Genomic DNA, 26,457 nt, shown 5'->3' with positions numbered 1-26,457 from the left:
TCAAAAGTCAACCTGATTAATTATTTCATCGCAAGCTCTTCTGATTCCATCTTTATACTTCATTATTGATTCAGTTTCGGAATTGAAATATTTGTTTAGCTCAATTGGAATGACATTATCTGGAAGTTTTGATTTGACAGAAGAATCAATATATCCGCAAACCAGAAATATTTTTTTCACAGACGATTTGAATAAATCAATTAAAATTCCTGCTCCCTTACCAGAGTTTGATTGATGATTAAATGAACCTTCTCCGGTTATCAGATAATCAACTTCATCAGTCAAGCTCTTCAAACCAATATCCTGAAGTATAAAATCTTGTGAGGAGTAAAGTGGAGTGTTATAGAAAATTTGCAAACTTGCAGGGATTCCACCACCAGCGCCAGATAAACTTTGAGAAGAAATAGATAACTTCTTATTTTCTAATAAGTTTATAAGATGATTAAAATAATTCATTAATAAGATGATTGAGTTTTCGTTCGCACCTTTTTGGAGACCATAAGTCTCAATTCCATTATACTCACCAAGTAACGGGTTGTTAACATCTATCACTGGAATTATCTCAAATGAAAATTGAATTGGTACAAATATTATATCAGCAACTTTGAAATAATTTTTAGGGAGCACATTTAATTCATTTGTTCCCTGGTCGAGTAGTTTTAGACCTAACTTAGACATCATTCCAATTCCCATATCAATAGTTGCCGTTCCACCAATTCCAACATAAACTCTATCTATCTTAATAGCTTCATTAGAAACTTCTTCATTAATTCTAAGCAGTAATTCACCTAAACCTTTTGACGATAGTTCTAATGGATTTCTTAACTGTATTGGTACCACCTTTAATCCGAGTATTTCAGCAGATTCAATATAAATTTCGTTTCGGCTCTGACAATACAGAACTGGACAGCTAAATTTATTTTCGTCATAGGCAGTGGAAATAGAATAAAATCTTATTTCCCCACCAAAGTTTTGCTTGCAAACATTTAAAAAGCCATCTCCTCCATCAGATATCGGTTTTACTATCAAATCATAATAGGTTAACTGACTCAGATTTTCCCTGATCAGTTCAGCAATTGTTACTGAATCGGCACATTCTTTAAAACTGTTTGGAGCTATCAGGATTCGTTTTTCCATCGATAAATAAAAATCAGTTTTTCTTATATTTGATTTCAGTTATGAAAAAGCTTATTGATTTTCTTACCTCAAAAATAAATTTTATTCTTTTCATTTACGTTGTTCTTCAACTAATACTAATTTTTAGCCTCAATTTAAATTACGGTAATGATGCACAATATTATTACAAACTTGCCCAGGACTGTATTAGATTAGATGAATTTTATCCAGCTCAAGTGCATTATTATGAAGATTATATAGTTGCCCCGCTTTATATAAATATTCTAATCATTCTTCTGAAGATTTATAATTCAACAATCTCGATAAGTATTTTAAATCTTTTGATTATACTTTTACAAATTTACTTGCTTTATAAAATTTCTCTGCATCTATTTTCAAAATCTGTAGCCCGGCTGACTGTGCTTTTATTCTTATTCTATTTCAACACAATGGCTTTAATTCTTCAAAATTATTCTGAACTTTTCTTCTTATTACTTATTTCGGCTTCAATTTATTTTTATCTTCATAAGAATTCCGTATCAATGGTTTTATCCGGGATATTTCTTGGTGCTTCTATAGCAGTGAGACCACTCGGCTGGGCTTTATTAGCGACATTTGTTTTGCTTCATATATATAAGATTATAAAAACTAAAAAACCTGAATTAACATATTCATATATTTATTTAGGCACATTTGTTTTTATTTTTTTATTCGGAACATTCATTAATTCCCACTTCGGAAAGTTTGAATATTCATCTACAACAGGTCCGATAAATTTATTACTCGGTGCAAATGATGATGCGACAGGTGCTTTCAACTCTACAGTTCTTGAATATAGTAAAGCGGGTTATCTCGAACATCCTGATACGATGACTTATTTGCAAAAAGGCAAATTTTATCAGGAGAAAGCGATTAGTTGGATTACTGAGCATCCATTTAAATGGATTTTATTAGCACCAATGAAACTTTTTTACGCATATAGTTGGGATGATGTTTCGCTTTCAAATCTATTAGGATTTGGTGATACAAATTTTTTGCATGTTATCAGAATTCTTTTAACTGAAGGAGATTTTAATAAAGCCTTACCGCATAGCTCAACCTTCGAAAAATTTTCTTACTTTTTTATTTTGCTTGTATCACATCTGTTCTATTACTTTTTATTGTTTTTGATCGTCTTGGAAACTTATAAACTTTTTAAACAGAAACTTTTAACAGATGATATAAGTTTAATTTTACTCTTTTCTTTTTTTGCCAGCTTAATGATCATGGTTACAGTTGGTACACCACGATATAAATATCCAATGTTTATTCTTCTGCTTCCGTTTGCAGCCTATTGTTTACATGTGAAATTCAAACTAAATGATTAAGTTGTACTTAATGAAAGATAAAACTTATAAAATAATTATTACTTGAATGAAAGCTTAGTAAATTTTCCGTAATCAGGTTAAATGGGATTAGTAAATAACTCATATCCTGAAGTCAACTTCTCGTGGGAATCGAGTGAAAGAAAAAGTCGTGTGTTTAACTATGATTTTGAGAATCAAAAAAAATAATATGATTCTTATATCATTAGAAATAAAATCCAACAACATAAGATGGCAAAAATACCAGAAGGACAAAAGCAATTTGCCATCCTTCAAAAAGGATATCCTTTATTTTTTTTTCAAAAAGTACCTCGGTCATATAGTAAATAATTGCAGGTAATGCTGGATAAAGAAACCTTCCTTCAGTGTATCCGGTTGGAATAGCATAATACAAATAAGCTCCGACTATTAAGATTAAAAGGAAATTTAAAATCTGGATCTTATAACCGAATTTAAAAATATTCCGTACTCGCAAAATCCATAAAACAATGCTTGCACCCAGCCACAAATATGGAATAATATTTAACCAGGATAATACGTATTTAGGTGGTAAAAAGTGCATCCTGAACAAAAATGAATACGGCATTTTCATTAACTTGACAAATGATTCTTCGAATGTTTTTACGAAATGCCACTCACCATTAAAAAAATTAATTAAGAAAAAACTGCCATATTCATTATAATTTCGTATATACCATGGCAGAGAAAATATTAGAGGTAAAACCATAACAGCAATGACTTTTGTAGTCATGGTTCTGGATAAACCGTACTTTTTAATTTCCAGAAAAAGAGATAAAAATAGTAAAAGATAAAAAGGCAGGATACTTAACTTAGTATAATGAGAAAGAGTAAGTACAATGACTATCATAATCCAGTTTTTAATAATTCCTTTTAGGATAAGTAAGAGGAGAAACCAAAGTAAAACCCATGATAATGCATCATTTCCAAATACGGTAAACTGATAAACTGAACTTCCAAGTAATAGATAAATTGATAGTGCAGTCAGTATTTCAACATCTGATAATTCTAATACTTTGAAAATAGTAAATAGAACAATTAGTCCCACCAAGCTGAGAAAAACATTGAATATTCTGCCTAAGATTAGTATTTCATTTAAATCAGTCACAAAAAAAAGTTTCGAGAGAGAGTAAATAATTGAATAGTAGAGTGGGGGTTGATGATATTCAAATTCATTTGTTACAAAGGCATTCGGATCAATTACTTTAGTTTCAAATTTTGGCAGCTTATTATTATCTAATAGGTATTTTACATAATTAAGATGAGCTGGTTCATCATCAAAACCAGAAAGTCCATATTCGTTTGAGATAGTTCCGAGCGGAAGTTCATAAACAATTTTTAACTTGAAAAAAAGGGAGATAACAAAGATTAATATAAAAAGAAATAAATAGTGTTTAATTCTTATCGTCAATTGAAGTTTCTAAAAATTTTGTCGGATTAAAAAATTAAAAAGTAAACTGAATTCAACTTTTAATTTCATTCAACTTATCTGCACTGATTATCAAGATTGAGTGTAAATAATATTAAATATCTTTATCTCAAATATTAACATATACAAAAATGAATTAAGTTTCTTATTACAACCTGACAAATCCTGATGTTTAAAATTCTTATTTATAGCGTTTAGTCCTGTAAGTTGAAGATTGTAGTCTATCACAATTTAGTATTTCAATCATTAAGATTTGAAACAGCTTTCCTTAAAGAAATTATTTATTTAATTTTAAAATGCTTAAAACAATTAATCATCAGTTATGGAAATAATCGATTATTCAGAAAAGTGGAAAGACAAATGGGATCAGTTCGTGCTGGAATCCAATAACGGCACTATGTTTCATATGCAAAAATTTTTTGATTATCACAAACCAGGCAAATTCACTTTTAATCATCTGTTATTTTTAGATCATGGAAATATATTTGCCGTACTTCCGGGTTCAAGAATTAATGATTTATATGAGTCGCCAATTGGTGCAAGCTACGGATCGATCGTAACAAAGGATGTGAAATTTGCTGAAGCAATGGAAATAGTTTCAACATTGCTTGAATATGGAAAAAGAACTGGAATAAAAGAATTTCTTTTGACATCCGCTCCACGGGTTTATGAAAAACGTCCTAACGAAAATCTTGACTTCGCAATGCTCTGGCAGGGATTTAATTACGATCTTCATTATATATCAAGTGCAATTAAGCTTGATCCGAATGAAGATATAATTTCACGTTTTCAGCAGACGGTCAGAAGGAACATCAGAAAAACTTTAAATGATCCTGATATCAGAGTTGAGATCAATGATCACTATGATGAATTTCATCCAATACTTGTTGAGAATAAAGCAAGACATGATGTCAAACCAACTCATTCACTCGAGGACTTGATTAGACTTACTCAACTGCTTCCTGAAAATCTTGTGTTATTTATGGTTTACTATAAAGATAAACCAATTGCTGGTTCGTCATTATTTATTGCAAATAGTATTGTAACACTTTGTTTTTATAATATGCTGCGTTATGAATACGAACATCTGAAACCTATTCATCGTGTGATGTATGAAGTCGTTAAATGGTCAACAGAAAAAGGATATAAGTATGTTGACATTGGAGTATCACAGGACACAAAGGCTGCAAATCCGATGACACCAAGTATGAACCTTATCGACTTTAAGGAAAAGTTTGATGCAAAAACTGTTATGCGTAATACTTTCCGAAAAAAAATATAAACATGGTGAGCCAAAAACATGAGATCAAAGAAAAAAGTTCTGATTACTTTTCTCGGTAACATCCACTATGATACACGTTGTAAAAATCTTTTCGATACTCTCACTGCAAATAATTTTAATGTTAATTTTATTGGTTTCGACTGGCTGACGAACGGATTTATAAATGAAACCGGCAATATTTCAATCTATAAATTGAAAAAAGGATATCTTTCAATTTCTTTTTATCTGAAGTTCACCTGGTACCTATTGATTAAACTTATCACAACTAAAGCATCAATTATTTTTGCTGAAGATATTTACACTCTGCCACTGACTGTAATTTTTGGAAAGATAAAACGAGCAACTATATATTATGATTCGCGTGAACTTTTTGGGTATTTAGCTGGATTAAAGGAGAAAAGATCAAAGCAAACTTTCTGGAAGTGGATAGAAAAATTCTTTATTAAGAAAGTTGATAATGTTCTGGTAACTGGTCCGATGGATGCTGAATTTCTTAAAAAAGAATATAAGATTAAGAATTTAGTTTTATTGAGAAACCTGCCAAGATATTACAAACCTGAGCTAAAGCTCGACCTTCGTTCACATCTTCAGATTGATAAATTGAAAAAAATAATTCTTTACCAGGGAGTTCTTGTAAAAGGACGAGGAGTGGAAAAAATTTTTTCTGTTTTAAACCAACTACCTGATAACGTTTTCGTAATTGCTGGTGGTGGTGAATTTGAACAACACTACCGCAAACTTTCCGAAGAGATGAAAGTTGCTGATAAAGTTTTCTTCCTTGGGAAATTAACTCAGGATGAACTCCCAAAAATTACTGCTTCGGCTGATATCGGAGTTTCACTTATTGAAAATCTCAGCATCAGCTATTATCATGCTCTGCCAAATAAACTTTTTGAATACATCATGGCTGAAGTTCCGGTAGTTGTCAGTAATCTTCCACAGATGAAAGAAATTGTAGAGAAATATGATGTTGGCTATTCAGTTGAATTTGATGATGATTCTGAAATTATTTCTACTTTAAAAAAACTAACCGAAGATAGTGGGCTTTACGAGAGAAAAAAACAAAACTGTCAAATTGCATCGCAGGAATTAAACTGGGAGAAAGAAGTTACAACACTACTGAAGACAATTAATTGAACAACTTTTATCGAGACCGAAAGTAAACTAATGATGTCATCACGAGTGTAACGAAATGATCTCGTATTTAGTCCAATGTTAGTAGATTGCTTCGGCTAATCGCCATCGCAATGACTGTTTAATTTTTTCAGAATCTCATCGCAGATATTGAAACCTGCCTTGCCGGCAGGCGGCAAGTTCAGGGTTAAACTCTCTTTTTATATATACAGATAATATGAACCGGTTTCTTGTAAATCCAATTTGCAAACCTATCCTTAATTTTCCACAGCCAGAACGGGAAAAGTTGAATCAATACATAAGTCCGCAAATAAATCAGGAGTTTGTTCCCGAATGTTTCGAACTTGAAACTTTCAAGATCATTTTCTGAATATAAACTTTGAAGCTTTTTTTCATCGAAAGAATTAATATGTCCATTGGCAGGTGTTTTCTGATTGCAATGTATGCAGAGATAATAAATTATTTTTTCTTTGTAGGGCGTTGTTATAATTATACTGCCACCCTTCTTTACAACACGAAACAACTCTTTAATAAATTCCGACGGTTCAATAACGTGCTCAATAATTTCTGAAGCAATAACGCAATCGAATGAATTATTGTTGAAAGGGAGATGAAATGAATCTGCTGTTATTCCAAAATGTTTCTCATCAGGATAGAGATTTTTTACTTTGATGGGATTTGTTATTGAAATATCAAGTGAATACACTTTTTTACCTTTGGGAAGAAATTCCTTTGCGACCCAGCCATTTCCGCAGCCGACATCAAGAATTGAATTTACATTTTTCGATATTTTAGAGATGATAAACTCCCTGACGCGTCTTTCATCGTGTGAAGTTGCACCTTTGCGTTGCGCAAAATAATCAAACTCCACTGCATCTTTTTTGTAATGATCTATGTAATTGAAATCGCTCAAATGTCTTATTCCGGAAAAAATTATGAGCAAAGATATTAAAAATTGCCGGATGGTGGCTATCTAATTGAATCTTAAAAAATAATTTATTACGTTTGGTATAACAAATCAGGGATTGGCGGACATGAAAACGATAAAATATTTTTTCTGTATTCTGCTTCTTATCTTCACATCAAGAATTTATTCACAGGTTCCGGATACAATCTGGACAAAAACTTTTGGTGGACCTCTTTCCGATGTTGGTGTCTCAGTCAAACAAACTAATGATGGTGGATTCATCATTGCAGCAACAACAAGTTCTTTTGGCGCTGGTGGACAGGATATTTACTTAATCAAAACCGATGAAAACGGTGACACACTCTGGACGAAAACATTTGGTGGAACTGGGTATGACAAAGCTGTAAACGTCGTTCAAACTAATGATAATGGTTATGCAGTATTTGGGACAACAAATTCATTTGGAAATGGTGATGCTGATTTCCTGTTGTGGAAATCGGACTCTATTGGGAATACTGAATGGTTTAAGACGTATGGCAGTACTGTTGATGAACGAGTTTCTGAAGGTCATCAACTAACAGATGGTACTTATATACTCGCAGGTGATTCTCTTGGACAAATCCATAAAGCCTGGCTTGTTAAAACTGATGTAAATGGTAATTTTATTTGGGGAAGAACAATAGGTTCAGATGGTTTTGTTGGTCGATCAGTTCAGCAAACTAATGATGGAGGATATGTCATTTGCGGAACACATGCATATTTATTTTTCCAAACTTTAGTTTTCGAATTTTTTTTCAGTAGGATATCATCAAATGGCAGCTTAATCTCTGCTCGATATTATGGAACATTTCTAGCTGCCTGGGGTTTAATAATTAAAAAACTACCTGACAATAATTTAATATTGGGGGGATCAGTTGTAACACATGATGGCATTCTAGAACGACCTATAATTTTAAAAACTGATCAATTTGGCAATATTATCTGGGAGAATATACTTTCAATTTCACAATATCCTGCGATACTTACATCTATAGAGCCAACCGATGATAATGGATTCATATTTACGATATATAGACCGAATATTACGCTCATAAAATGTGACGAGAATGGTAATCTTATCTGGGAAAAAATAGTTGGTGGTCCTCTAAATGATCAAGCTAATTCAATAAGTTTAATTAATGATGCTGGATATATTGTAACTGGTGAAACAAAATCATTCGGTGCTGGGGATAACGATGTTTGGCTTTTAAAATTTAAAAATAATCCTGCCTCCGAAATTCAGGTTTCTAAAGATTCTCTTCACCTAACATTTGATACGACTTCATTTACATCTGAAGATAGTTTAATAATTTACAATACTGGAAGTGCGACACTAAATGTGGACACGATTTATTCAACAAATGCTTCCGGGTTTTTGTTAGATGTAATTCTTAATGATACAACAATCCACACTTCTGTAACCAGCAGAGGCAATTATTATAATCCATTTGAAATTGAACCCAATGATTCAGCTAAACTTATATTCACTTATCCTTTATGGGTTCCAAAAGAATTTAATATTTCAGAAACTTGGATAGACACGATTATTATTTTGAATAACTCAATAAACAATTCATCATTAGCAATACACACATTAATTGATTATCCGGTTGGAGTGGGAAACGAAATCGATAATTTACCAGCGACTTTCTCTTTGTCTCAAAACTACCCAAACCCATTTAATCCTTCTACGAAAATAAAATTCGAGATTCCGGATCAAGTCTGGAATGACAACCGTTTTGTTACATTAAAAGTTTATGATGTGTTGGGTAATGAAATTGCAACTCTCGTTAATGAAGAAAAACAGCCCGGCACTTATGAAGTTGAATTCAACACATCTTCAATCAAGCATCTTCCATCATCCGGAATTTATTTTTACCAGATTAAAGCCGGAAATTACACGGAGACAAAGAAGATGATACTTCTGAAATAAATTTTCTTAATTATTCCGTTACGAAATCTTTGGCTGGATTATTGCACTTCACTAAATTTCAGTAAATAAAATTTTCAATTTGGAGTTGTCATGAAAACCTTTTTCTTATTATTACTCTTTGCTATTAATGCTTTTGCCCAGGATAGCACGATGAATTTGCAAGGATATGATGTTACACTTGGAATGAATATGATGGAAGTATGGGAGAATTTAAAGTCAGGTTTTAATGTCGTTGAAGAGGAAGATGGAACTTTTTATATATCAGATAAGAATGACTCGCCTGTCGGAATAATCAAATTTAAAAATGAAATTGCTGTAACAATTATTAAAGACTGGGGAACTACCAATAAAACAAATTCCGGTCAGGTATTCAAAACATTATGGAATATCTGCAAACAATATGAGAAAGACCTGGACGATGCTAAAATTTTGCCAATAGAATCTTTCACTCCAAAAGGGAGCAAATTTGCTTTGCAGATTTATCTTACGGAAAACAGGTACCTGGATATTACTATCCAGCACACAGTAACTATACTTGAAGTACTCGAAAATAAAAACTAAAATTTGAATTGAATAGAAAAGAGATTTGCGTTTCCCAATCCGAGTGAGAATGGCATATATGCATAGTCCAGCCTGAGGCTTCCCCATGAAATTCCCAGCCCACCGGTGAATCCTCTTGATTCATAACCTGATTGATAACCAAGACGAAATGCAAATGTTTTGTTATACATTATTTCGGTTCCACTGATAATATGTATATCGTCAGTATCAAGATATTTTTGGAATTCTGCAGCTAAAACAAAATCGGTTTTTGAATTTTCATGATTGAAATTATAAGCACCGCCTAATCGAAATTCTGCTGGAAGTTTTGTTTTTTCAACACGCAGTTCGCTCATTGATCCGATATTTCTTATTACGGTTGATGCAGTCAGTCCGTCAACCGGCGTTGTGTAGTTTAAACCGAAATCAAAACCGTAGCCTGTGGATTCATCACTTAACAAACTTTCATAAAGATATTTAAAGGTGAGTCCGAAATCCAGTTTGTCAACAACATTAAATCCCGAGGAAAGGCTTCCGAAAAAATAATTTGCATTGAACTTTGACAATGGCTCGCCGGGTCTTTCTCTTACTTCAATATCATCTACTGTAGTCACATTAAAACCAACTGCCCAGGGAAGGCTGAACATATTCCATTTAATTCCACCTACTTCGCTTCTCACATCCTGTATCCATTCGTTATGCATAAACATTGCTTCATTATGCTCAAAAGAAACCAACCGTGAAGGATTATAAAACAATGCAGAGAGATCATTGGAAGCAACAGCACCGACATCGCCCATAGCAATATTTCTTGCACCAAATCCAAATTTCAGAAATGAAAGTCCGCTGCTGCCTGCTGATTGTGCAAAAGAAATTGTTGTAACCGCTAATATTATTGTAACTATTTTTTTCATTTTGTATTTGTCATTGCGAGTCCCGGTATATTCGGGACGAAGCAATCTTGTATTAAATATTTGCTTTGAGATTCTTTCGTCATCCGGCGAATGCCGGACTTCTCAGAATGACATTTGGACTAAAAATTAAAATTAACACTTACGATATGCCTGTCAGCACTTGAATATTGTTCAATCTGAAAAGCATAATCAACACCTACTACAAAATTACTGAACGGCTGAAAGAATGAAAAGCCAAGTGACGGTTTAACCGGCCAATCAGTATTGCTTACATTGAACTGATCAATTCCGCCGCGAATATAAAATTGATCATAGATATTATACTCAACTCCGGCTCTGAAAATATTCGATTTCACTGAACTGTTTTCAAATTCGATCGAACCCAATAAACCAAGTTCCTTATTTCTATAACTTGCCCCAATTTTTCTAAGATTAGGGAAGTTATCTTCTGTTTTTATTCCTTCCTGTTCATAAATTGGTGCAGTATCCCACTGATATTTACTCATTAAATCTGCAACTACTAATGAGATATTAAAATTTTCATTAATCCGGTATAATGCACCAATGTCAAAACCTACACTGGTTGAACTTATGTTTTCATAAAGACTATAATAGAAAAATTTAGTTGTAAGCCCGATAGATATTTTTTCAGAAATTCTTGCAGCCAATCCGATAAAAAATTGATTTTCGGAAGTTGAAAGTTCACCTGTTGGTAAACCGTTGTTATCCCTTCCATCAATATTATGCACACCGGAATTTATAATTCCAACGCTTAACCCTGCAGTAGTTCTTGGTTTACGGTTAACCGTGTTTGTATCCTTTGATGAATAAAAATCAAATCTTTTCGTAAAGTTGAAAAAGTTTAAAGCTCTGTCGAGAGTAAGAAATGAGTAACCAGCCTGGAAAGAATTATTTTCCTGGTATGGAGTTACTGCAGGATTGTAATATGAAACAAGTTCGCCTTCAGTAATAGAAGACATTGCATTACCCATTCCGATTCCTCGTGCTGCAAATCCTATCCTGCTGAAAGCCCCGGGACTAACTGCTAATTCACTGAATTTCGGTTGAGCAATAATCAATGAAGAAAATAAAACAACTAATATGAAAAAATAATTCTTCATCATCGCATATAAATAATTTTTCCAAATAGAGGATCATTATCATTAATATCAATACGATAAAAGTAAACACCATTCGGTAAATAGTTACCATTATCATCAAGTCCATCCCAAAATTCAGGAGCGCCTTCAAGATCTCTGTTCCTCGGTGCGTTTTGTATGATGGTTCTTATATAGTTCATTCCAAAATCGAATATCCTTATAGTAACATTAGCTTCAGTTCCTCCGGTACTGTATTTTATTTTTAACTGTTCCTGCCCAGGTGAGAATGGATTCGGATAAGCATAGGTCTCACTATTCGATTTTAGCGGCTGAGAAGCAAAATAAATTTTCCAATTGCCATTCCATGCACTTGATTCATTGATACGTACTAAACCATCAGCAGAACCGAGCCAAACATCATTATCTTCAGATGCAGCACTGTAAAAAATATTTGTTTTTAATGAAACACCTGACTCTGAATCAACAATGTTATTTGGTAAAATCCATGTGTCTGCAAAATTTGAAGATCTGAAAGCTCCGTTATCCGTTAATGCGATAACATCTGCATTCTTGAATCCAAAATTATGACCTCGTTCTTCATTTAGAGAAGTCTTCCATGTATTCCCACCATTAGTTGAGAAACTTACAGCGTAAAATTCATTGATATCGTTAGCTTTCCAGGATGAAGCCCAGATTGTATGATTGTAAGAATTGAATCCGAGTGCAGTAATAAAATTTCCGCTGATTGACTCTTCTTGATTTTGATGATTAAATTTTGTCCATGAAGGATTTATTGCGTACGCATTTGTTGTTTTATTAATTCCGTTTGCAGTTCCGACGTAAACAGTTGAATCATCAGCAGCTACAACCGAAAAAGCTCTGTAATTCAGCCAGCCAGTATTGCAAAAATTTCCCGGAGTAGGTGAAATACATTTATCTCTTTCAGAAAGAGAATCTGATGGTGATACTGAATTTAAACTATCCGTAGGCAGAATAATTCTCTGCCAGTTTTTTCCCTTATCTGTACTTCTTCTTGTACCGCCAGCAAAAGATGTAATCCAAACAGCATCCGGAGTGAATGCAATATCATAAGTTAAATTTTGTTCGGCAACTGTTATCGGAAGAACATTTAAAACATTTACTCCAAAAATTACTATAGATGAATCAGGATGATCTACAGGCTGAGAAACTGGCGTCCATGACAAACCATTGTCCGTTGTATATTTTAATCCGGTTCCTTTAGGAACAGTTCCACCACCAGGACCGGGAACAGATGTTGCGGTTGCAGCCCAGATAGATCCATCATATTTATTATAAGCCAATGCAGAAATATTATCATCTCCAAAAGGCGAAGTTCCGTAAAAGTTTGTCCAGTTAGTTCCTCTATCGAATGAAACACTAACACCTCTGCTTGTACCAAGCCAGACTGTATCGCCAATGGTTACAATATCAAGTATGCTGTTGCTGACAGGATTTGATGAAGTTATCTTCGGAACAAAATTTTCATCACCGGAGACTTCGAAAGATTCCGGATTAAACTGTGCGTAAATCCTTGATGAAAAAATTAAAACGATCAGTAATAAAATATTTTTAATCATTGAATCAGTACGAAATGATTTATAATATTACTAATTTCGCCTGATCTGTCTCTTGCCTGAAATTCAAATCTGTATGTTCCTTTATCATTCCCCTGGTTAACTTCAATTTTTCTTGAATAAATACCATCATTTGCCGTAACATCACCACTGACCTGATTGAACGGTGGAAGCGGACAACAACTTCCATCATCAAGTAATAACCACTTAAAATTATTTGTGGATCCATCAGGTTTGTAAACCTTAAAATATACTTCGAGCAAATCACTCTTACCATTTGGGTCCATTGCTTCAATAGATGTAAATATCACTGTCGTATCATTAACTATAACAGTATCAGGTTCAATAACTGAATTTGAAATTACAGGCGGAAGATTATCCTGCCCATTCAAAAAATAAAATGTAGTAAGTGCAACCTGCTTTAATTTACCATCGAAACCTTCAGCAGAAAATCTGATAGTATAATTTCCAATTGGATATTCACGTTTGAGGATAAACTGATTTTCAAAAACGTTTTCCAGGATTTCGTCCATTTCAACTGGCTCTGTATTCAGGCGCGAATTATCCGATGAATAAATATCAAAGTAAGCTTTGAATACCTGACTTGATTGCGTGAATAACAACCTAAGGTTGAGTAATGAATCAGGGGGATTTTTTAAGTCAACAGTATCTTTTATTCCTGCAATAGAACTCACTTGATAATTATCTGTTTTCGAATCGATCAGACCATCATAGGTTTTTTCACATCCCCACATGAGAAGTGGAATAAGTAAGAAATATATTTTCCTCATAGCAGAATAATATTTTGAAGCAAGTACTATCACAAGGTAAAAATTAAGATATTTTGAAATTTATTGAGGTAATGTAAGCATAATAGGCATCGGAGAAAAAGAAATCAGGAAAATAAAAAATGAAAGATACCCAAGAAACATTCTGCCCAAATCGAGTTTCGTAACATCCGGTACCGGTGGGTGTTTTAGCTTTATGATGAAGTACAGAATCAATGACCAGAAAACCCAACCCGACCAGCCAATTCCTAAATTTAATTCCAAAAATGCATCAGCAAAACCAACTGCTCCAAATGCAAACATCAAAAGAGAAGCAGCGACAGAAATTTTATAATGATTTTTATCTCCAAACATTGCAAAGGATATATGTCCGCCATCAAGCTGCCCAACAGGTATCATATTCATCGAAGTAATGAACAGTCCGAACCAACCAGCACATAAGTAGGGGTAGCGATAAATCTCGCTCATTGGTGGAAAGAATTGACCAGGCTTAACAAATATTTCTTTCAGAGAAGAGAAAAGAATTGAATCGCCAAATACTAATGCAAAGCCTTCCTTTCCGTATGTTGGTTCAAAATAATCAGGATGAATGTGCAGCAAATAATCTATTCCGGGAATATTCAGGAATCCGTAAATGAGAATAACAATTGTAACAATGAAACCTGCGAATGGTCCTGCAATGCCAATATCAAACATAGCTTTCTTTGAATGGATGCGCGTCTTTGTCCTGATCACTGCACCCATCGTCCCAAAGTTTATCAAATAAGGAATTGGAGGAAAAGGAATATAAAATGGAAGCGTCGCTTTTACTTTGTGATACATCGCAGCAAAGTAATGCCCAAATTCGTGAAATGTTATTATCAATAGAATTGAAATTGAATATGGTAGTCCACTCAACAGCTCTTTCAATTCACAAGGACCACCGGAAGCGCTTATCCATTGAACACCCGCAACTGTAGTGGTAATGAATGTGATAATAAATAAACCAACGTGCAGTGGAATCCGTTCTTTCAATTTCTTAACCGGAGGTGTTGAGAATGTAGAATAATAATTCTCTCCGAAAGGTTCAGCCATATTTAAATATCCAGATTGATTCCAATTGTTGTATAATTTTCATTGATATCATAAAATTCTCCGTGAACACTTTTGCCGGAGAAATAGGATGCTAAGATACTGAATCCTCTTGACTCGGGTTTACCAAATTTTAATCCAGTGGAAATAATATTGTTTCCTGAATATTCATCTATTCCGGTTAACTTAAAATCATAGGCGACAAATGGAGTAAATGCTGAAGTTGAAAGAATATCAGGATAGTAATCAAACCCGAATTGAAAAATTTCTTTTTTTATTTCATCAGGAACAATATGAATATTGTATGTGCCACCTGCATAAATCCGGATATCAGAAATTTTGTAATAACCAATCAGTTCAAAAAATTCTCTGCTGTAAACAAATGGTTCTCTCCCATTCCTCCAGAGTTCATTTTCGAGATCATAATATCCGTCCACAAGATGAGCGCTGATGTGACTGAAACGTAACCTGAGTCCCCACTCATTTTCATCAATCTTTTTTTTATAACTTCCATTTACTCCAAAAAGATAATCAACTGTTTCAACAGGGAATTTAAAATTATTTTCTGAGCGTGCACGAGTGTAAGTGAAAAAATCAGCACCAACAGAAAATGACTCGCCTTCTTTTATCAAACGAATAATATCGTGTGATGTCCCGATATCAATTCTTACTTTTTCAAGATTAAAAAGATATTGGAAACCGGTCTTCGGTTCGAGAAAATGTGCAGTAAAAGGCTGAATGTTTAAATCGGCAGGAAACCATTCTGTTGCAGTTTGTGCAAAAGAATTAATTTTTACAAGAAGCAGCAGAAACGTAGCAAGTAAAAATCGCATTAATTACTTTCTGATTTAGAGATAATTTTTCTATCCGAGCCGGACTTTGACAACTTTTTTATTTTTTGTTTGATAAGTTTATTGTAGCTGTATTTAAACTTTGAGGTTAAACTTGAAATCGAATAAAGATTAGTCGGGATAGCAAAAGAAGGTTCAAAATAACAATTCACTGTGCAGCCCTCACAAAAAGTAAATCGTCCTTCCATATCCAAGAAATGCTTTATCTTGTCCGACTTTCTGATTTCACCTATCGGTCTGTCAATATTGATTTTATCATTTGCAAAATGATAACAAGGCAGAATAATTTCATTGTAAGGTGATATAACTATCACACGTGAGACTGCTTTACAACTTGGATTACTAATATCATTTCCACCATCTCTGCGAAGTTTCATGAACGCTTTATTAAGATAGACGTTCATTTTCCCATCACAATATTCATCAATAAAATCAACTGCATCCTCAGATAATCCGGGATTACCAAAGTAAGAGAAAACCGGATTAACAAGTAAGACCAAATCATGTTTAGCAGCCAATTCGTGCATTCGCGGTAATTTTTTATAAGTTTCATTTGTTACAGTGAAAAGAATATCAGGAAACTCACTAAATGATTTTGCAATCTCAATGCTATTAAAAACAGACTTGTAGCAATCCACTTTCCGAATCCTGTTATGCTCGTCTTCATCAGGAGAATCGAGTGAGAAGTGAAGCAGATTAATTTTTTCAGCAAGTTTTTCAGCAAACTTCGGATAAAGAAGTGTATTGGTTGTGATACTGGTCTGCATTTTAAAATTGCGTGCAAACTCCGCCATCAGGTGAATATCTTTATGAAGAAGGGGTTCACCTCCGGTCAAATCAATAAATTTTACTCCAAGTTTTGCAAGCTGTTCAACATTCGATTTAAAATCATTTAAGTCAGCATACGGTGTCTCCTTAAAATTTTTATGATCACCAAAATGGCAGAACTCACAAAAAGCATTGCACCGATATGTTACATAATAATTACAAAGAAGAAGCATCAGTAAGTTCTATCTTTCCATTTTACTTTTTTGTTGAATAAAACTGTCAAAGGAAGAACGACGACATATATCATATAATAAATTTCCCATAACAAAAAATATTTCAAATTTTTCTGAAGACCTAATCTTTGATGTATTGGATACAGTACAAATAAATCAATTGATATTTTGAATACAACCAAATAAATCCAAACTGAGCTGAAGAAAACCGGAGTTAAAAGAATAAAAGCATTTGTCAGAAAAGCCCAGGACATTAAGAATAAACCAAGCAGTGGAGCATCAATTCCACCGACAGCCCAGCGTTTTTTCTGCCTGAATAACTCTTTCAGGTTAGCTGCTGGTTTTGAGATAACCAATGAATTTTTGTCGAGTGGATAAATGGTCTTATACTTTCCCAACTTGTGGATGGAGTTGAGTAAAAGAAAATCTTCAGTAACACTGAATGACAAATTTTCAAATCCACCGATATCATCATAAGCTTTTTTTCGAAAGGACATATTGTTGCCGATGCAGCTAACTGGTTTTCCCAGGTTGATCGTCCCTGAAGAAATAAATAAAAGATAAATAAAATCAATTGCCTGCATTCCAGTGAATGCACCTTCAACTTTTTGTGAAGTAAATCCGTTAACTACTCCAATACTATCAGTATAATATGAAGCGATAGTTTTTGCCCAAAGCGGAGTAACCTGGCAATCAGCATCTGTCGTGATTATTATTTCTCCTTTGGTGAGCTTGATTCCTTCGGACATTGCTCTAACTTTGCCTTTTAAAACTGATTGTTCATTTTCCTGCAGATGAATAATTCTGAACTGCTTTTTACCATGAATAAAGTCAGCAGCAATTTTTAAAGTGTTATCTGTGGATGTATCATCAATGATTATTATTTCAAGTTTCCCTTCCGGATAAATCAAATTGTTCAAAGATTCCAGGCAGAGTAAAATATTTTCAGCTTCATTTCTTGCCGCAACCACTACTGAAATCGAAGGTAATTTATCTTCAGTTACCTGAGGAAATATTTTTTTCGCTCCGGTTATCAGAGTCGCTGAAATAATAAAATATCCCGAAACAAGTATCAGAAATATTATTTCAAGCAATCTTCAGGTACTCCAAATTCAAATCCCTTTTTTGCTATTTGCTCAACGGTAAAGTTTAAACTTCGTTCAATAATTTTGCAGGATTTTATGCTGTCATGAAATACTAAAATGGAATTTTTATTTAAATAATTGGTTATTGAATGTTCAACTAATTTAAAATTGTTTTTAAAATCGTACGTCAATGGATTCCACATTACACATTTCAAATTTAATTCAGCCAAAACTTTCTTCGTTGAGAAATTAAAAAGCCCGTGAGGCGGTCGGAAGTATTTTACATCATAATTGAAATTTTTCTTTAATAATATATTGAACGGCTCGATTGCAGAAATTGATTTCTTTACACCCATTTTTAAAAGTAATTCATGATTCATCGTGTGGTTGGCAATTGTGTGTTGACTTTCCAGAATTTTTTCAGTTAAACCAGGATGATTTTTAATATTATTCCCGACACAAAAGAAAACCGCTCTTATCTTAATTGATTTGAGAACATCTAAAATTTTTAATGTTGCTACTTCAGTCGGACCATCATCAAATGTTAAAAGAATTTTATTATTTGAAGTTTCCCAGATGAAACTATTAAAAATTTTTTGTATCAAAACAGGTGGAGTAAAATATTTCAAATAAAAATTCCAGATAAATTAAACATCCACTACCTGCATCAGGAAACTTGAGATTTTATATGCTCGTGATAAGCAGTTTTTAAATTTTCTTCCAGTTTTTTATATAATAATTTTTGCTTATTACCTTTACCAAACAAATTTGTCACACAATAACTACAAAGAAAATAACCTATCAGAGTATTCAAATCGTGGTACATAAAAGCATTTAATGACAATGCTGATTCATCACCCATAGATACAGCGTCAATTTTTCGTTTATTACAACTTGGGCACAATTCGTCTTCGTAAAACCAGATTTTCTCAACTGCATCGCCATACTTTTCATGACACTGGTTTAGTAATTCAAAAAGAATATTTTCAACGAAGTCTTTATCCATAACCCAATAATTTTAAGTTAATATAATTAATTTTACCGTCAACCATCTTCTATTTGATCATCCTTTAATTACTCCAACAGGTTTTATCTTTGCGACTTTACGCGTTATGCCTTCTTTATGCATCACGTCAACCACATCGGAAACATCTTTATAAGCATCTGACATTTCTTCGGCAATTGTTTTATATCCTTTTGCCTGGATTGATATTCCCTTTTTATTAAGTTCAGCAACCAGATCTCGTCCTTTTGCACTTTTCAATGCTTTAGTGCGACTTAAATTTCTCCCAGCGCCGTGGCATGAACTTCCGAAAGTTTCTTCCATTGCGTTTTCTGTTCCGACTAAAATGTAAGAATACCTTCCCATATCTCCTGGGATTAAAACCGGCTGACCAACATTCTTATATTTTTCAGGAATCAATTTACTGCCGGGAGGAAATGCACGCGTCGCACCTTTCCGATGAACGCATACTTCTTTTATTTCATTTCCAACAGTGTGCTTTTCAATCTTTGCAATATTATGACAAACATCATATAAAAGTTTGAATCCCAATTCTGATTCACTTATTGAGAAAGTTTCTTTTAACACTTCTTTGGCAAGATTCATTATTACCTGACGATTACTCCAGGCAAAGTTAGCTGCAGCTTGCATTGCTGCGAAGTAATCCTGACCTTCCTGCGATTGAATTGGTGCACAAGCGAGCTGTCGGTCAGGTAATTTGAACCCATATTTCCCGCTAGCGTTAAGCAAAATTTTCAGATAATCATCACACACCTGATAACCGAGCCCGCGTGAACCGGTATGAATCTGAATTACAATTTGTCCGGGAAATAATCCAAATACATCTGCAGTTTTGTTATCAAAAATCTCATCAACAACATCAACTTCCAGAAAATGATTTCCTGAACCGAGTGTTCCAAGCTGATCTGCACCACGTTCTAATGCACGTTGACTGACAACAGCGATATCAGCATTTTTTAATGTTCCGTTCTCTTCAGTAAATTCAATGTCAGAGGGAACACCGAGACCATTTTCAAGCGCCCAAACGCTGCCTTTGGTTAAAACTTTTTTTATATCAACGGAAGATAATTTTTTTATTGCACCGCTTGCACCCACACCGGTAGGAACCGCTTGAAATAATTTTGAAACAAGACTATCAATTTTATTTTTTATTGGTTCGTATTCCAGATTAGTTTTAGCCAGTCTTACTCCGCAATTAATATCATAACCAACACCACCTGGTGAAATAACTCCTTCATCCAGGTTTGTAGCTGCAACACCACCAATTGGAAAACCGTAACCCCAATGTATATCAGGCATAGCGAGCGAATATTTTTCAATTCCGGGAAGATGAGCAACATTAACTACTTGCTTGAGGGCTTCGCCATCATCCAATCCTTTTTCGATCATTCGCTGCGAGATATAAACTCTTCCTGGAACATTCATTTCTCCGGAAGCAGGTATCTCCCATAAATTTTCTCTTATTTTTGTTAATTCAATTCCACTAACATTCATATTCTTACACTTCAATGAAATTGTTAAATATCGAAAACAACAAGAGTTGAAAACTTACCGTCTTCCACTACAATCTCAACCTGATGATATGTAACGGATTTTATTTCGTGTTTCATTGGAAAATCAATTGATACTTTTGTTCCTTCAAGTTCCGCTGAAAGTTCAAAACCTTCATTGTCATCAAATAATTTAAAAGAATTAACTGACACGCACAACCATCTTTGCGAAAGCAACAGATAATTTAATTCATTTAAGAAAGTAACCAGAAGTTCTTCCTGTGAATTTGCAGAAAGTTCTATCTCCATAGTGTCATCGGCTGCAATTGATTCGTCATCGGTTATAGCAGAAAACCATGCTTTTCCGCCAGCTTCAAATATGTCCTGAAGACTGCTGCCTTTCAATTCTGCTGCAATATCTGCTGTATGATCTACAAACTTGTAAATGCCGCTCATAAAATAAAAATATCCGATTTGTTGGGTTCAATTTAATGATGATTTTGTAAAAAAGAACTTTAAATAAAACTGATTTTATGCTAGTTATATTTACAATTGAAATGAAAAATCTTTCCGAACATCAGAAAGGAATCCTATACGTATTCACTGCTGCATTATTGTGGAGCAGTGGCGGTTTATTTATCAAGCTGATTTCGCTGAACGCCATGCAATTATCTTTTTTCCGGTGTTCGATTGCTGCAATTACTTTTGCAATCATTTTCAAAAAAAGAATACTGTTATTCAACAAACTGAGTCTCATCAATTCATTTATTTACGCAATTGTTCTTATAACATTTGTAATTGCTACAAAAACTACAACGGCTGCAAACGCCATCTTCTTGCAATCCACTGCACCAATTTACGTTTTAATTTTTGAACCAATATTTAATAAAACAAAATATGAAAGAATTAATATCATAACAGTTGCAGTATGTGTTCTCGGAATGATTTTATTTTTCGTTGGAAAACTTGAACCTGGACATCTTGAAGGAAATTTTGTTGCTCTCATTTCCGGAATAACCTTCGCAGCATTCTTTTTAGGAATGAAACAAAATGATCATAAGTATCAGCAGAGCAGTATTTTTTGGGGAAATGTACTCGTTGCTATGATATGCATTCCTTTTCTTACTTCAATTGAATTAATCAGCTTTTCAGATTTGTGGATGGTTAGTTTTCTCGGCGTTTTTCAGATTGCAACAGCTTATGCATTTTTTGCATCAGGATTAAAAAGAGTGATTGCAGTTGAAGCATCAATAATTTCGATGGTTGAACCTGTGTTAAATCCTGTTTGGGTTTTTATTGGGTATGGAGAGACTCCTTCAATTACAGCAATAATCGGAGGTTTGATTATCTTGACTGCGATTGTAGTAAGAAGCTTGATTACACAAACATCGATTAAGAGTAAATTCAGTTTTTAGTTATGGTGCCCGCCTGAAAATTTTCCAACCGCTTTTCATTTTTTTAAAACATATTCTATCATGCAGTCGGTTTTCTCTTCCCTGCCAGAATTCAAAATAATCCGGAACTAAAACAAAACCTCCCCAATATGGTGGGATAGGAATTTTTTTCCCTCTGAACTTTTCTTTAAAATATAAAAATTTTTGCTCGAGGTATTCTCTGTCTGGAATTACTTCACTCTGTTCGGAAGCCCAAGCTGCTATTCGGCTTTCGAGAGGTCGTGTATTAAAATATTTTTGTGATTCAGCTCTGGATATTTTTTTTACTTTTCCTTCAACTCTTATTTGTCTTTCTAGTTCAGCCCAATAAAATAAAAGTGATGCTTCTGGATTTTCAGTAAGACTTCTTCCTTTTGAACTTTTATAGTTAGTGAAGAAAACAAATCCATCCTTGCTTAAATCTTTTAACAATACAATTCTGGCAGAAGGTTTTGCTTTTTTATCTGTAGTTGCCAGAACCATAGCGTTTGGTTCAGTCAGTTTTAGTTTTATAACTTGTCTAAACCAGAATTCAAATTGCCTGAATGGATTCTTCCTGATAGTTTCCTCAGATAGTTTATTTAGGTTATATTCGTGACGTAAATTGTTTAATGTAATAATGGATCGATTATATTTTTTATTAGGCATGTTTCTCAAAGTTTATCTATTTAATTATAAAAATCTTTAATAAGTTACTTAAAAGTAATAAAAATCAGATTTGGATTTATGAAGTCGAAAAATCTCAGTAAAAAGCAACAAGAAGAACTGGAAAAATTTGGTGCTAACACCTGGTTCGTTGAATATCTGCATGATCAATTTTCCAAAAGTCCTGAAAAAGTACCCGACCAATGGAGAAAATTTTTTGGTGATATTTCTGGTACTGATGGAGGCAATGGGAAAAATTCCGGTAAATCATCTTTGCAGCAATTGAATATTCCGCTTCCACAGCCTGGTGAAAACGACGAAGTTCAGATAATAGCAGGAAGTTCGGAAAAAATTCTTGCAAACATGGTAAATAGTTTATCTGTCCCTGTTGCAACTTCGCAAAGAACTATGCCGGTGAAATTACTTGAAGAAAACAGAACACTCATAAACAATCACCTTCAAAGAATCAATAAGAAAAAAATATCTTTTACTCATCTTATTAGCTGGGCCATACTAAAAGCTGTTCAATCAATGCCGGTGATGAACAGTGCTTTCACAATAATAGAAGGAAAACCTCACGTTATAAATAGAAAAGACGTGAATCTTGGTCTTGCTATCGACATCGAACGCAAAGATGGTTCAAGATCTTTGATTGTTCCAAATATAAAAAGTGCAAATAAATTAAACTTTAGTGAATTCTGGAATGCTTATGAAGACCTGATAAACAGATCAAGAAAAGGTGCTATTGATCCAAATGAATTTCTAGGTACAACAATTACATTAACTAATCCTGGAACGATCGGTACGGTTGCGTCTGTTCCCAGACTTATGGTTGGTCAGGGAGCGATTATAGCTGCAGGAGCTATTCAATATAGTGCTGAATATCAAGCAATGTCTCAGACAACAATTTCAACATTGGGCATCAGTAAAGTAATGAATATTTCCAGCACTTATGATCACAGAATAATTCAAGGTGCAGAATCCGGAATGTTTCTTAAAGAGATCAATGATCTGCTTTTAGGTCAGAATGATTTTTATGATGATATATTCGATTCATTAAAACTTCCTTTCAAACCTTTGAGATGGCAAACAGACTATCAGCCGGGAATTTTCGAAACAACTGCAAATACAGAAGAGATTGTAAAACAAGCTAAAGTTCTCCAACTAATTAATTTATACAGAGTAAGAGGACATCTTATTGCTGACCTTGATCCGCTGGGTTCAAAAACACAATATCATGCTGAACTGGATCCGGCAAGTTATAACTTGACTATATGGGACTTAGATCGTCAATTTATTACAGGTGGTTTTGGAAATCTAAACACAGCAACACTTCGTAACATACTTAACATTCTGGAAAAAACTTACTGTGATAAAATTGGTGTTGAATATATGCATATCCAGAATCCTGCTGAGAAAACCTGGCTTCAGAAAAAAATGGAACCGGTTAGAAATACCCCTGAATTTGATAATCAAACCAGGATAAATATTCTAAAAAAATTAATCGCAGCAGAAGCATTTGAACACTTCATTCATAGCAAATTTATTGGACATAAAAGATTTTCATTGGAAGGAAGTGAAACATTAATTCCGCTGTTGGATTTTATACTGACTGAAGCTGCCGACCATAATATTAAAGAAGTAGTGATGGGAATGGCACACAGAGGAAGACTGAATGTGTTAGCAAACATCATAGGGAAATCTTATGATTCTATTTTTGTTGAGTTCGAAGATATCAGAGATCCGAATTCCTTTGAAGGTTCTGGTGATGTAAAGTATCATTTAGGCGCTACAGGAAACTATAAAACAATTAGAGGAAAAAATATTTCAGTTTCTGTTGCTGCAAATCCAAGTCACCTCGAATGGGTTGATCCTGTTGTTGAAGGAATTGTTCGGGCAAAGCAAACACGAATGGGCGATAATAAAAGTCATGTCAAAGTGATGTCTTTATTAATTCATGGAGATGCAGCTTTTGCCGGACAAGGTATTGTTGCAGAAACTTTGAACCTATCACAATTGAGCGGATACAGAACCGGTGGAACTATTCATATAGTTGTAAATAACCAGATTGGTTTTACTACAACTCCTGAAGATGCCAGATCTTCACAATATGCAACTGACATAGCAAAAATGATTCAGGCGCCAATCTTTCACGTTAATGGCGATGACCCTGAAGCTGCATTGTGGGTTGCTAAACTTGTTTCTGATTACAGACAGATATTTAATAAAGATGTAGTGATTGATTTATTCGGATACAGACGACATGGACACAATGAAGGTGATGAGCCAGGATATACTCAACCAATTTTATATGCAAAAATAAAAGAACATCCATCTGTCAGGCAGATTTACCAGGACAAATTAATTGAAGAAAAAATTATTTCTGAAAATGAAATAAAGACGTTCGCTGATAACCTGAATAGTAAAATGAATGCCTCCGTAGAAAGGATAAGACAAGAGAGTAAGAAATTTGAAGGCGATCTCATACTTGCTGTACCTAAAAAAGAAATTGAGATTATTCAATCAGAGAAAAAAACATCCATTAGTGAGGATACATTAAAGACAATAGTTGATGGAATAACAAAAATACCAGCTAACTTTAATGGTCACCCAAAACTTTCAAAATTTCTCGAAAGTCGGAAAAAAATAATTGATGGAACAGGAAAAGCCGAATGGGCGTTCGCAGAATCACTTGCATTCGGAAGTTTACTTCTTGAAGGAACGCCTGTACGCTTGAGTGGTCAGGATAGTGTTCGTGGTACATTCAGCCAAAGACATCTTGCCTTCACTGATGTAAAAACCGGATCATTATATTTCCCATTAAATCATTTAAATGACAAACAGGCTTATCTTGAAGCATTGGATAGCTCATTATCGGAAGCGGCTGTTTTAGGATTTGAATTCGGGTATAGTGCTGTTGATCCATTAACTCTTGTAATTTGGGAAGCACAGTTTGGTGATTTTGCTAATGCAGCTCAGGTTATTATTGATAACTTTATAGTAGCTGCTTACACTAAATGGCAAATGCCAAATAATCTTGTAATGCTACTTCCACATGGATTTGAAGGACAAGGACCCGAACACTCAAGTGCTAGACTTGAAAGATTTTTAATACTTAGTGCTGAGAACAATATACAAGTTTGTAATGTAACAACACCCGCTCAATATTTTCATCTTTTAAGAAGACAGATAAAATCGGGTATGAAGATACCTTTAGTTATTATGACACCAAAAAGTTTGTTGAGAGCACCCGAAGCTAAATCGTCAAAAGAAGAATTTTTAAATGGGAAATTTGAAGAAGTACTCGATGATGATTCAATTCAAACTCCTGAAAAAATTGATCATCTTATTTTAACCAGCGGTAAGATTTATTATGATCTGTTGAAATACAGAGCTGATAATAAAATTTCAAATACTGCTATCATCAGGATTGAACAATTTTATCCTTACGCATCTAAAAAGATCAGAAAAATTATTGAAAGATATTCATCTGTTAAGAAAATCAAATGGGTTCAGGAAGAGCCAATGAATATGGGTGCCTGGAATTTTTTGTTTAATCGATTGCGAAATGATTTACCAAAAGAATGTGAATTAGGTTATTCAGGCAGACCTGAAAGTGCAAGCCCTGCAGTAGGTTCATATAAAATTTCAATGCAGCAGCAGAAGAAACTTGTGAAGGATTCGTTTAACTAAACAGA

The 26,457-nt window shown here is 33.9% G+C and carries 23 protein-coding genes; 7 read left to right on the top strand and 16 right to left on the bottom strand.

Annotation, left to right across the window (positions count from 1 at the left end):
• The gene (locus tag HND39_13060; GenBank protein QKJ97138.1) at nucleotides 1-1,137 is read right to left on the bottom strand and encodes a glycerate kinase; all 1,137 of its coding nucleotides are present in this window, start codon (nucleotides 1,135-1,137) and stop codon (nucleotides 1-3) included.
• Nucleotides 1,138-1,178: 41 nt separating this feature from the next.
• On the opposite strand from HND39_13060, the gene HND39_13055 reads away from it, so the two are divergent.
• The gene (locus tag HND39_13055) at nucleotides 1,179-2,483 is read left to right on the top strand and encodes a hypothetical protein (GenBank protein QKJ97137.1); all 1,305 of its coding nucleotides are present in this window, start codon (nucleotides 1,179-1,181) and stop codon (nucleotides 2,481-2,483) included.
• 202 nt (nucleotides 2,484-2,685) lie between these two features.
• On the opposite strand, the gene HND39_13050 is transcribed toward HND39_13055, so the two are convergent.
• Complete coding sequence (locus HND39_13050; protein QKJ97136.1) at nucleotides 2,686-3,909, bottom strand: hypothetical protein; 1,224 nt, start codon at nucleotides 3,907-3,909, stop codon at nucleotides 2,686-2,688.
• A gap of 340 nt (nucleotides 3,910-4,249) precedes the next feature.
• Here HND39_13050 and HND39_13045 point away from each other — a divergent pair, with 340 nt between their 5' ends.
• Complete coding sequence (locus HND39_13045) at nucleotides 4,250-5,209, top strand: GNAT family N-acetyltransferase (GenBank protein QKJ97135.1); 960 nt, start codon at nucleotides 4,250-4,252, stop codon at nucleotides 5,207-5,209.
• An 18-nt stretch (nucleotides 5,210-5,227) separates the two neighbouring features.
• Nucleotides 5,228-6,346: a glycosyltransferase gene (locus HND39_13040; protein QKJ97134.1), complete on the top strand. Its 1,119-nt coding sequence runs from the start codon at nucleotides 5,228-5,230 to the stop codon at nucleotides 6,344-6,346.
• A gap of 184 nt (nucleotides 6,347-6,530) precedes the next feature.
• Here the strand turns inward: HND39_13040 and HND39_13035 are convergent, their stop codons facing one another.
• Nucleotides 6,531-7,256 (bottom strand): class I SAM-dependent methyltransferase, encoded by a 726-nt coding sequence (locus HND39_13035; protein QKJ97133.1) that lies wholly within the window; start codon nucleotides 7,254-7,256, stop codon nucleotides 6,531-6,533.
• A gap of 121 nt (nucleotides 7,257-7,377) precedes the next feature.
• Here HND39_13035 and HND39_13030 point away from each other — a divergent pair, with 121 nt between their 5' ends.
• Together HND39_13030 and HND39_13025 are read left to right on the top strand one after the other, a co-directional pair.
• A complete protein-coding gene (locus tag HND39_13030) occupies nucleotides 7,378-9,222 on the top strand; it encodes a T9SS type A sorting domain-containing protein (protein QKJ97132.1) in 1,845 nt (614 codons plus the stop codon).
• A 90-nt stretch (nucleotides 9,223-9,312) separates the two neighbouring features.
• Nucleotides 9,313-9,783 carry a hypothetical protein gene (locus HND39_13025; protein ID QKJ97131.1) on the top strand — a complete coding sequence of 157 codons (471 nt, stop codon included), beginning with the start codon at nucleotides 9,313-9,315 and terminating at the stop codon, nucleotides 9,781-9,783.
• On the opposite strand, the gene HND39_13020 is transcribed toward HND39_13025, so the two are convergent.
• The 12 genes from HND39_13020 to HND39_12965 all read right to left on the bottom strand — a co-directional run bounded on the left by HND39_13020 (nucleotide 9,780) and on the right by HND39_12965 (nucleotide 21,137).
• A complete protein-coding gene (locus HND39_13020) occupies nucleotides 9,780-10,676 on the bottom strand; it encodes a PorV/PorQ family protein (GenBank protein ID QKJ97130.1) in 897 nt (298 codons plus the stop codon). The genes HND39_13025 and HND39_13020 overlap by 4 nt on opposite strands.
• Before the next feature lie 119 nt (nucleotides 10,677-10,795).
• A complete protein-coding gene (locus HND39_13015) occupies nucleotides 10,796-11,800 on the bottom strand; it encodes a hypothetical protein (protein QKJ97129.1) in 1,005 nt (334 codons plus the stop codon).
• Nucleotides 11,797-13,374, bottom strand: coding sequence for a hypothetical protein (locus tag HND39_13010; GenBank protein QKJ97128.1), 1,578 nt, complete (start codon nucleotides 13,372-13,374; stop codon nucleotides 11,797-11,799). Before HND39_13010 ends, HND39_13015 begins: the two co-directional genes overlap by 4 nt.
• Nucleotides 13,371-14,162, bottom strand: a complete 792-nt coding sequence (locus tag HND39_13005; GenBank protein QKJ97127.1) for a hypothetical protein — start codon at nucleotides 14,160-14,162, stop codon at nucleotides 13,371-13,373. Before HND39_13005 ends, HND39_13010 begins: the two co-directional genes overlap by 4 nt.
• 60 nt (nucleotides 14,163-14,222) lie before the next feature.
• The gene (locus HND39_13000; GenBank protein ID QKJ97126.1) at nucleotides 14,223-15,233 is read right to left on the bottom strand and encodes a site-2 protease family protein; all 1,011 of its coding nucleotides are present in this window, start codon (nucleotides 15,231-15,233) and stop codon (nucleotides 14,223-14,225) included.
• Nucleotides 15,234-15,235: 2 nt separating this feature from the next.
• Nucleotides 15,236-16,063, bottom strand: coding sequence for a DUF1207 domain-containing protein (locus tag HND39_12995; GenBank protein QKJ97125.1), 828 nt, complete (start codon nucleotides 16,061-16,063; stop codon nucleotides 15,236-15,238).
• On the bottom strand, nucleotides 16,063-17,082 hold the full coding sequence (locus tag HND39_12990) for a radical SAM protein (protein ID QKJ97124.1): 1,020 nt from the start codon (nucleotides 17,080-17,082) through the stop codon (nucleotides 16,063-16,065). The genes HND39_12995 and HND39_12990 overlap by 1 nt, the downstream gene beginning before the upstream one ends.
• Entirely contained in the window at nucleotides 17,082-18,176 is a 1,095-nt protein-coding gene (locus tag HND39_12985) for a glycosyltransferase (GenBank protein QKJ97123.1), read from the bottom strand. Before HND39_12985 ends, HND39_12990 begins: the two co-directional genes overlap by 1 nt.
• Nucleotides 18,164-18,796 carry a polysaccharide deacetylase family protein gene (locus tag HND39_12980; protein ID QKJ97122.1) on the bottom strand — a complete coding sequence of 211 codons (633 nt, stop codon included), beginning with the start codon at nucleotides 18,794-18,796 and terminating at the stop codon, nucleotides 18,164-18,166. Before HND39_12980 ends, HND39_12985 begins: the two co-directional genes overlap by 13 nt.
• A 38-nt stretch (nucleotides 18,797-18,834) precedes the next feature.
• Nucleotides 18,835-19,173 carry a hypothetical protein gene (locus HND39_12975; protein ID QKJ97121.1) on the bottom strand — a complete coding sequence of 113 codons (339 nt, stop codon included), beginning with the start codon at nucleotides 19,171-19,173 and terminating at the stop codon, nucleotides 18,835-18,837.
• A gap of 57 nt (nucleotides 19,174-19,230) precedes the next feature.
• Nucleotides 19,231-20,685 (bottom strand): RtcB family protein, encoded by a 1,455-nt coding sequence (locus tag HND39_12970; GenBank protein QKJ97120.1) that lies wholly within the window; start codon nucleotides 20,683-20,685, stop codon nucleotides 19,231-19,233.
• 23 nt (nucleotides 20,686-20,708) lie between these two features.
• Nucleotides 20,709-21,137, bottom strand: coding sequence for an archease (locus HND39_12965; protein QKJ97119.1), 429 nt, complete (start codon nucleotides 21,135-21,137; stop codon nucleotides 20,709-20,711).
• Nucleotides 21,138-21,214: 77 nt separating this feature from the next.
• On the opposite strand from HND39_12965, the gene HND39_12960 reads away from it, so the two are divergent.
• The gene (locus tag HND39_12960) at nucleotides 21,215-22,096 is read left to right on the top strand and encodes an EamA family transporter (protein ID QKJ97118.1); all 882 of its coding nucleotides are present in this window, start codon (nucleotides 21,215-21,217) and stop codon (nucleotides 22,094-22,096) included.
• Here HND39_12960 and pdxH read toward each other — a convergent pair whose 3' ends face one another.
• Nucleotides 22,097-22,762 carry a pyridoxamine 5'-phosphate oxidase gene (pdxH, locus tag HND39_12955; GenBank protein QKJ97117.1) on the bottom strand — a complete coding sequence of 222 codons (666 nt, stop codon included), beginning with the start codon at nucleotides 22,760-22,762 and terminating at the stop codon, nucleotides 22,097-22,099. It lies immediately after the preceding gene.
• A 117-nt stretch (nucleotides 22,763-22,879) separates the two neighbouring features.
• Here pdxH and HND39_12950 point away from each other — a divergent pair, with 117 nt between their 5' ends.
• A complete protein-coding gene (locus HND39_12950) occupies nucleotides 22,880-26,452 on the top strand; it encodes a multifunctional oxoglutarate decarboxylase/oxoglutarate dehydrogenase thiamine pyrophosphate-binding subunit/dihydrolipoyllysine-residue succinyltransferase subunit (GenBank protein QKJ98000.1) in 3,573 nt (1,190 codons plus the stop codon).
• The last annotated feature ends 5 nt before the right edge of the window (nucleotides 26,453-26,457 follow it).

Source organism: Ignavibacteriota bacterium (assembly GCA_013285405.1).
Lineage (GTDB): Bacteria > Bacteroidota > Ignavibacteria > Ignavibacteriales > Ignavibacteriaceae > IGN2.
This window is presented reverse-complemented; position numbering and strand designations above follow the sequence as displayed.